The 6457-nt window shown below is 72.7% G+C and carries 7 protein-coding genes; 3 read left to right on the top strand and 4 right to left on the bottom strand.

Annotated elements, in window-relative coordinates; translation table 11 throughout:
* From DZF91_RS38865 to DZF91_RS11255, 4 genes are all read right to left on the bottom strand, one after another.
* The coding region (locus DZF91_RS38865) for a hypothetical protein (protein WP_199486556.1) at positions 1 to 445 on the bottom strand (445 nt) is incomplete at its 3' end.
* A gap of 230 nt (positions 446 to 675) precedes the next feature.
* Positions 676 to 1806, bottom strand: a complete 1131-nt coding sequence (locus DZF91_RS39685; RefSeq protein ID WP_158587914.1) for a hypothetical protein — start codon at positions 1804 to 1806, stop codon at positions 676 to 678.
* A gap of 422 nt (positions 1807 to 2228) precedes the next feature.
* A complete protein-coding gene (locus tag DZF91_RS11250) occupies positions 2229 to 3350 on the bottom strand; it encodes a helix-turn-helix domain-containing protein (RefSeq protein WP_117357420.1) in 1122 nt (373 codons plus the stop codon).
* A 124-nt stretch (positions 3351 to 3474) separates the two neighbouring features.
* On the bottom strand, positions 3475 to 4221 hold the full coding sequence (locus tag DZF91_RS11255; protein ID WP_117357421.1) for a GntR family transcriptional regulator: 747 nt from the start codon (positions 4219 to 4221) through the stop codon (positions 3475 to 3477).
* Between the two features lie 218 nt (positions 4222 to 4439).
* Between DZF91_RS11255 and DZF91_RS43135 the strand changes: the two genes are divergently transcribed.
* Genes DZF91_RS43135 through DZF91_RS11270 form a run of 3 tightly spaced genes read left to right on the top strand, consistent with a single transcriptional unit; the run spans position 4440 to position 6402 of the window.
* The gene (locus tag DZF91_RS43135) at positions 4440 to 4769 is read left to right on the top strand and encodes a BldC family transcriptional regulator (protein WP_407920905.1); all 330 of its coding nucleotides are present in this window, start codon (positions 4440 to 4442) and stop codon (positions 4767 to 4769) included.
* Positions 4766 to 4957 carry a hypothetical protein gene (locus DZF91_RS11265; RefSeq protein WP_117357422.1) on the top strand — a complete coding sequence of 64 codons (192 nt, stop codon included), beginning with the start codon at positions 4766 to 4768 and terminating at the stop codon, positions 4955 to 4957. Before DZF91_RS43135 ends, DZF91_RS11265 begins: the two co-directional genes overlap by 4 nt.
* Entirely contained in the window at positions 4957 to 6402 is a 1446-nt protein-coding gene (locus DZF91_RS11270; RefSeq protein ID WP_117357423.1) for a hypothetical protein, read from the top strand. The genes DZF91_RS11265 and DZF91_RS11270 overlap by 1 nt, the downstream gene beginning before the upstream one ends.
* The last annotated feature ends 55 nt before the right edge of the window (positions 6403 to 6457 follow it).

The raw sequence follows: 6457 nt of genomic DNA on the forward strand, positions 1-6457 counted from the left end.
GCTCGGCCGAGGCGGCGCGGTCCTCGGCGGCGTCGGCGCGGGCGGCAGCCGCGGCGGCGGCCTCTTGCGCCTCGGCCACCCTGCCGTCCACGGCCTCCAGGACCCGCTGCCCCAGCGCGCCGTGCGCGCGCAGCGCCACGACCAGGGCGTCGATCGCCTCGGCCACTGCGGGCTCGGCGTCGGTGTACGCGGCGTAGGAGGACGCGATCTCCTCCAGGCCGGTGTCGCGCACCGCCAGGCGCTCCGCGCGGGCCAGTTCCTGGCAGGTCTTGCCGCCCTTGTCCGGCCAGACCCGCGGACCGCCCCCGACCTGGCAGTACTTGCGCGGACGGCCCGCGCGGCCGGTCCCGTCATACGTCACTGGGTTGGCGCACTGGCTGTACGCGCAGGTCCGGGCCCCCTGGGCGGCGCCCTGGCCTTCGTCGGTCACGCTCTCCGTCGTCATGACACCATCCTACCATTTATGACTTACGAAAACTCCTCTGACTTATCGACTTATCAAAAGTCGTAAGTCACGGATCTTGGGTTCATGATCGTGGGATCCGCGGCCCTGAGAAGCCCGTAGAGCGCCGAACGCCACCCACCTCATGCCGTGACACGCCCCCCGCGCGGGACATGCGACAGCGGCCGGTCCCCCAAGGGAGGCCGGCCGCTGTGGGGGTGTCGGGCAACGCGTCAGGGGGTCCGAGGGCGAGCCTGCGAGGGCGGCAGCGTTCCCCGGATCAGCGGGCGGCCCTCCAGGTCGGTCACGCCCGCGCCGTCCGGGCCCACCTCGGTCCACGTCCGCCGGTGCCCCCACGGGTCGAGGCCGTGATGGGCGCCGCTGTGGCCGGCAGGATCTCCGCACGTGAGCGTCATCCAGTCCACGCCCACCGTGTGCCCGCACACCGCCGGCGAGGCGTCCAGGTCGGGGGCGTGGTGGCGGGCCAGCGCGCGCACCGCGGCCGTCCGGGTCCACCAGGAATCGCCATCGGCGCGGTCGGGGTCGGCGTCGTCCGGCCACACCGGGGCCGCGTTGTAGTAGCGGCCGGCGGCCGGGTCGCCGGCGGTGGCCGTCCACCGGGCCCGGGACCCGGAGGAGTCGCGCCTGATCGACCCCGCGACCGTCCCGGCCGGGTCGACCAAGCGCACCTCGCCCGCGCGGGCCTCGGCCAGCGTGCGGACCAGCGTCCAGCCGTCCGGCAGGCCCGGCGCGGGCCTGGCCTGGTCCTCCGTCCTGCGCTCGTGGACCGCCGCCACCCGGAGCAGCGCCTCGGCCCGGGTCCGCAGCCCGTCCTGTAGGAGCGTCCCGTACCGGCCGTGCGCCTCCCAGCCCGACCGGCCCCACCCCGAGCGCTCGGCGTGACCGATCCGCTCGCCGGTCCGATCCCAGGCCAGGTGATAGCGGCCGGTCCCCGGCCACTCGGCCATGCTGTACCCGGACAGGCCCTCCACCGGCCGCAGCCGAGCCCGCCATGCCGCCTCATCAGCCGCCCGCTCCCGCTCCGCGTCGTCCTGGGCGTCGTCCTGCGCATCGGCGCCGTCGGCGGCGGGAGCGGATTCCGTCACGGACTCGGCGGGGCTTTCGTCACGCCCAGGCTCGGGCGCAGGCTCGCGCCGATTCCACGGCCATTCCGCCGGGGCTTCCTCCTGGTCCTCGTCCTCCAGGCCGTCGGCGTCCCGGACCGCAGCCAGCACCGCCGCCACCAGCTCCGGGCCGGTCCCCTCCCCGTCGTACATGTCGGCGTCGGCATCGGGCCCGCTGTACTCCACCCGCCACATGCCGTCCTCGGTGACCTCGGCGATCAGGCGGCATCCCTCCGGCATCCGAGCCGCCGGCAACCCGGCCAGCGCCGAGGCGATTTCGTCACGCGATTCGTCACGGGCCGCGGGGCCGACGTCGACCGGGCCCGCAGGCGCCGTCCCGCCGGACGGCTCGGCGACCACCGCGGCGCCGCGCTGGCGCGCCCGGTATGCCTTGGCCTGGCAGGCCCGACCGCAGTACACCGCCGGACGGCCCCGCCGCCGAGCCGCGACCGGCCCCCCGCACACCGCACACACCGACGCCATGGCCACCTCCCACGATTTTCGTCACGTGACGAAAATCCTACGCCCCGTCGCGTGACGAAATCCAGCTCTTCCGTGACGAAAATCGGAATCAGGTCAAGAGGATCAGCGAGGAGACAGCCCGCAGCGTGTCTTTACAATGTAAAGGCCACTTCCGGGCCGTCTCCTCCCAGCTCAGACGGTCAATCCATGGCGACGCGATCAGCCCAACAGGCCGCACACTCGCCACCCCGGAACCCGCTGCCCGGATGCTGCGGGCACTGCGAGGGCGCGGGCGGAGGCGCTGACACCACCGCAGTCTCTGCCCACCCCGGGCGGCATGTCCGCCCCATGACCACCTGGACGGCTGTGGTTCGCACCTGGGACGGCCTCAGGTCGTGCGTGAGCGCCGAAATGATCGTCTCGGGACTCGCCCCTTCCCTCAGCGCCGTTGCGGCCCTCTGCGCCAGCTTGAGCCGTTCGGGAGGCAACGGGCGCCGATGCTCGCGCGCCCATGCCGCCGTGGCTGCGTCCACCAGGCCGTGAGCCTGGGCGAGCACGCTCCCCTCCGGGCCGCCGTCCATCGTCTCGGCGTGAGCCGTCCCCTCCTCCTCCTGGGGCCCAGGGGCGCGTCCGGATGTTGCGCGAGAGGCGGAGGAGGAGGAGGAGGTTTCGTCTAGTTGCACTTCGTCTTGTTCCAGTCCCCTGGAGGGGACTACCGACATCCCCTCAGCGGGACTACGTACCCCCCTGGAGGGGGTTACGGGCTGACCTGCGGAAACGCGCGACTTCGCAGGTCGCGCCGTAGTCCCCTCAGCAGGACTACGTACCCCCCTGGAGGGGGTTACGGGCTGACCTGCGGAAACGGTCTCCGTCGCTGTCTCCGTCGTCTTGCTGCGGTTGCGGGCGTACCACTCCGCGAGCGACGTGGGGCCGGCGTAGTTCGGCGGCGGGGTGTCGTGCACGACGTACCGGTTGCGGGCGCGCAGACCGTTGGCGTGGCGGCGCTTGTAGACCTCGATCGCGCCCAACGCGAGCAGTTCGTTGACGTAGGGGTCGATCTTGTCGGCGCGGGAGAGCCCCATCCAGCCCGATAGGAGCTCTTTCCGGGGCCAGACCTCCCGGTCCCCGCGCTCCATGTTCACGTGCATCTTCAGGTGCCAATACAGCGCCTTGGCGTGGTCGGAGATCCCGCTGAGCGCTACCCAGTCGGCCAACTGGGTGTACGGGGCCCGGCGCCCCGCCGAGATCTCGATCTGCTCATCGAGCACTTCGGACGGGGGCGGCCCGCTGGCGTTGTCGGCGGAGTTGGGTACGCTCGTCATGAACGTCCTTCCTGATCATGGCTGGTGGGAAGTGACTCACAAGGGGCCGGGAGCTGCACACTCCCGGCCTCTTCATTTGCTGACTGGACGGTATCGCTGGGACTACGCCGTCAGGCGACGATGGCTATTCGGCGATCTCGTATTCAAAAGTCATCCAGCGGCCAGGGACGGCCGCGTACTCGCCGTACTCGATCACGTCTCCCGCCCCGTCCCGGATCCAGACACGCGCTCGCAGCAATGGCGTCCCAGGCTCAACACCCAAGTCCTCCACGTCCTCCGCGTTGGCGGCATCTGCGGTGACCTGCTCCTTCTGGCGCCCGGCAGCGGATCGGCCCGTGATCTCCTTGATGTAGCCGAGGGTGCCCTGCTGAAGGCGCTCGGTGCTGAGTAGGAGCGGAGCCTGATCCGCCAGGGCGCCACTCATCCAGGACACCGACGCTGAAACGGGGCTGTCGTCCCGGTAGGTCACGCGGGCCCGCCGGATAACGCTGGCGCCTGCCTCCAACCCCAGAGCGTCCGCGACATGCTCGGGGGCCTGGGTGAGTGACGCCTCCTTGATCCTGGCGTGTTCGTTCGGGGGATAGATCTTCCCCGTGCCGCGTACCGCGAGGATCCGATGCTGTGCTCCACACACTGCCGCCACGCTCGTGACGACGGTCCCCACCCCTGGCCGGCCCTCAGCAAGGCCACGGGAGCGAAGAGCCGCATGGGCCTTGGTTGCTGTGGCCATAGAGACGCCCCAGTCCTTCATGAGCTGTCGCGACGATGGCACTAGGTCCCCATCTCGTAGGTCGCCAGATGCGATGCGGTGCTCGATGTGGTCGGCGATCTGCTTGTACGGCGGGTCGGACCGATTGATCTGTGGTGACACTGTGCGCCCCTCCTAGCTGGTCATTCGCAGTGTACTAGTGCACCAACCGCAAATCTATCAGGACCCTTGACAGTGCACTAGTGCGCTGCCTAGCATCGCACCAGTGCGGCACTGCGAGGCTGAGGCGGGCGCAATGTCCGGTTCGGAAAGAAGTGCAGCCCCGGCGGTGGTGCGCCGGGGCCGCGTGCAGGCCGCCCCGTCCGAAGGGAGAGCGACCCGTGAACAGCGTAGAGAGGCTGATGACCCCGAGCGAGGTGGCCAGGGTCTTCCGCGTGGAGCCCAAGACCGTCTCGCGGTGGGCCGCGGCTGGCCGTCTGAAGAGTGTGCGCACCCCTGGTGGGCAGCACCGGTTCCGCGAGTCCGACGTCTTGGCGCTGATGGCGCCCGGACTGGTGCCGGGACTGGTGCCCGGGCTGCTGAGCTCCCACAACGAGGGATCGCCTGAGGACCGAGCCCGGCAGGCGGCGGCCATCGACATCCTTGATGACCTGCTGAACGCCGGTGACCTGCTGGTCGGGGCCGCCTCCGAGACGGGGGGCGACCGATGACCAGCGCGGACACGCAGGACACGGTCCGCGCCGCGATCGCGGCGACGTTCGTGACGTGGGCCGCGCTGCTCGTGGTGTCCCTGGCCCTGCCGATGAGCTGGGTCGTGCTGGAGGTCCCGAGCGTGCTGGCGGCGCCGCTGCTGGGCGTGGTGACCGCTCAGCTCGGCCGGAAGGGCGGTGGCCGGTGATGCGCGGCAAGAAGGAGGCCGCGGCCCTGGACGTGGTGGAGGCGGTGGCCCAGCAGAGCCGTCAGGCGGCGGAGCTGGCCGGTATCGCCGGTCAGGAGCGCCTGATCGACCCGCGGCTGAACCCGGCGACCAGGCCGCACGCCGATCGGCTGCGGGACGAGCAGCAGCATCGGGATCTGGACGCGGCGGCGGCGCGGTCGGCGCGTCGTCACCGGGTGGCGGACGCGCGGGCCGCCGAGGCGGAGCGGACGTTGGAGGCGCTGGCGCTGGCGCGCCGGACGTCGTCGCCGGCCCGGTCGGTGCTGGCGCTGCACTCGGGTCGCCGCGTGTACGGGCGGCTGGCGCTGGGGGCGTCGGCGGTGCTGGCGGCGGGGTCGGCGATGGGTCTGGAGGCCGCGGCGTCGGCGATGGACGCGCCGACCGGCACCGGGTACATCGCCGAGCTGGGCCTGACCGTGCTGTCCACGGTCGCGATCTCGGTGCGGGCGATGCTCGCCGAGCACCGGGTGGAGGTCAAGCACGGCACCTGGCAGGCGTGGACGCTGTGGGTGCTGATGACGGTCCCGCTGCTGGCCAGCATCGCCACCAACCTCGCGATGACCAACTCGGTCGGCGCCGCGTGCTCGATCGGGGCGGCGGCGTTCGGGCTGCTGGGCATCGTCGTCGCCGACCGCGCCTCGGCCGGGATGCAGGCCCGCGCGGCCGAGGTCGACGCGGCCGACGAGGCGCAGTTGCGGGCGGTGGCGCTGGCCGAGGATCTGCCGGTCGTCGGCGGCCAGGCGGCCGAGGCCCCCGCGATTGATGCCGCGACGGCGCCGAGGCGCCCGGACGAGCGCGAGCGCCCTCGCACGCGTACGCGTACGCGTGAGGACGGCCCGCAGGACCAGGACGGCGGGCACGACGCCGACCTGCCGGAGGGCGAGGCCGTCGCCGCGGGGGTGGCCGCCGATCCGGTGGCGGCGCTGGCTGAGCGGGGCGCGGCCGAGCTGGCGGAGTGGCTGGCCGACCAGGACGGGCCGGACGGCGGGGTGAGGCCGACGGCGCTGCCGGGGCCGAGCGGACACGGTCCGCAGGGCGCCGCCGCGACCGCCCTGGACGCCGCGGCTGAGGCCGGGGCGGACCCTTCGGCTGAGCCGGTGCGGACCGGGGCCCACATCGACACCGACCAGGACGAGCGTGAGGACGAGCCGGACGCGGGCGAGGCCGGTCCGGACCGTGAGGGCCCGGAGCGGGTGTTGCCCGCGATCGAGGCCCGGCGGGCGATGGGCGCCAGCACGCGCCAGCGCATCGCCGAGTACCTGAGCACGCACCCCGCGGCGACGGTCGGGCAGATCGCGGCCGATCTGGACCTGAGCCGCACCACCGTGAAGCGGCACCGGGGGGAGCTGCGTCGGCTCCAGGCCGCGGCGACCCGCCGGGCCCGCGGTGCGGAGGTGGCCGAATGAGCGCCCGCGTCGCGGCGGGCCGTCCGGTGCGGCGGCGGGAGCGGCGTGCGGCGCG

Origin of the sequence: Actinomadura logoneensis, assembly GCF_003428695.1 — a bacterium.
Taxonomy (GTDB): Bacteria; Actinomycetota; Actinomycetes; order Streptosporangiales; family Streptosporangiaceae; genus Spirillospora; species Spirillospora logoneensis.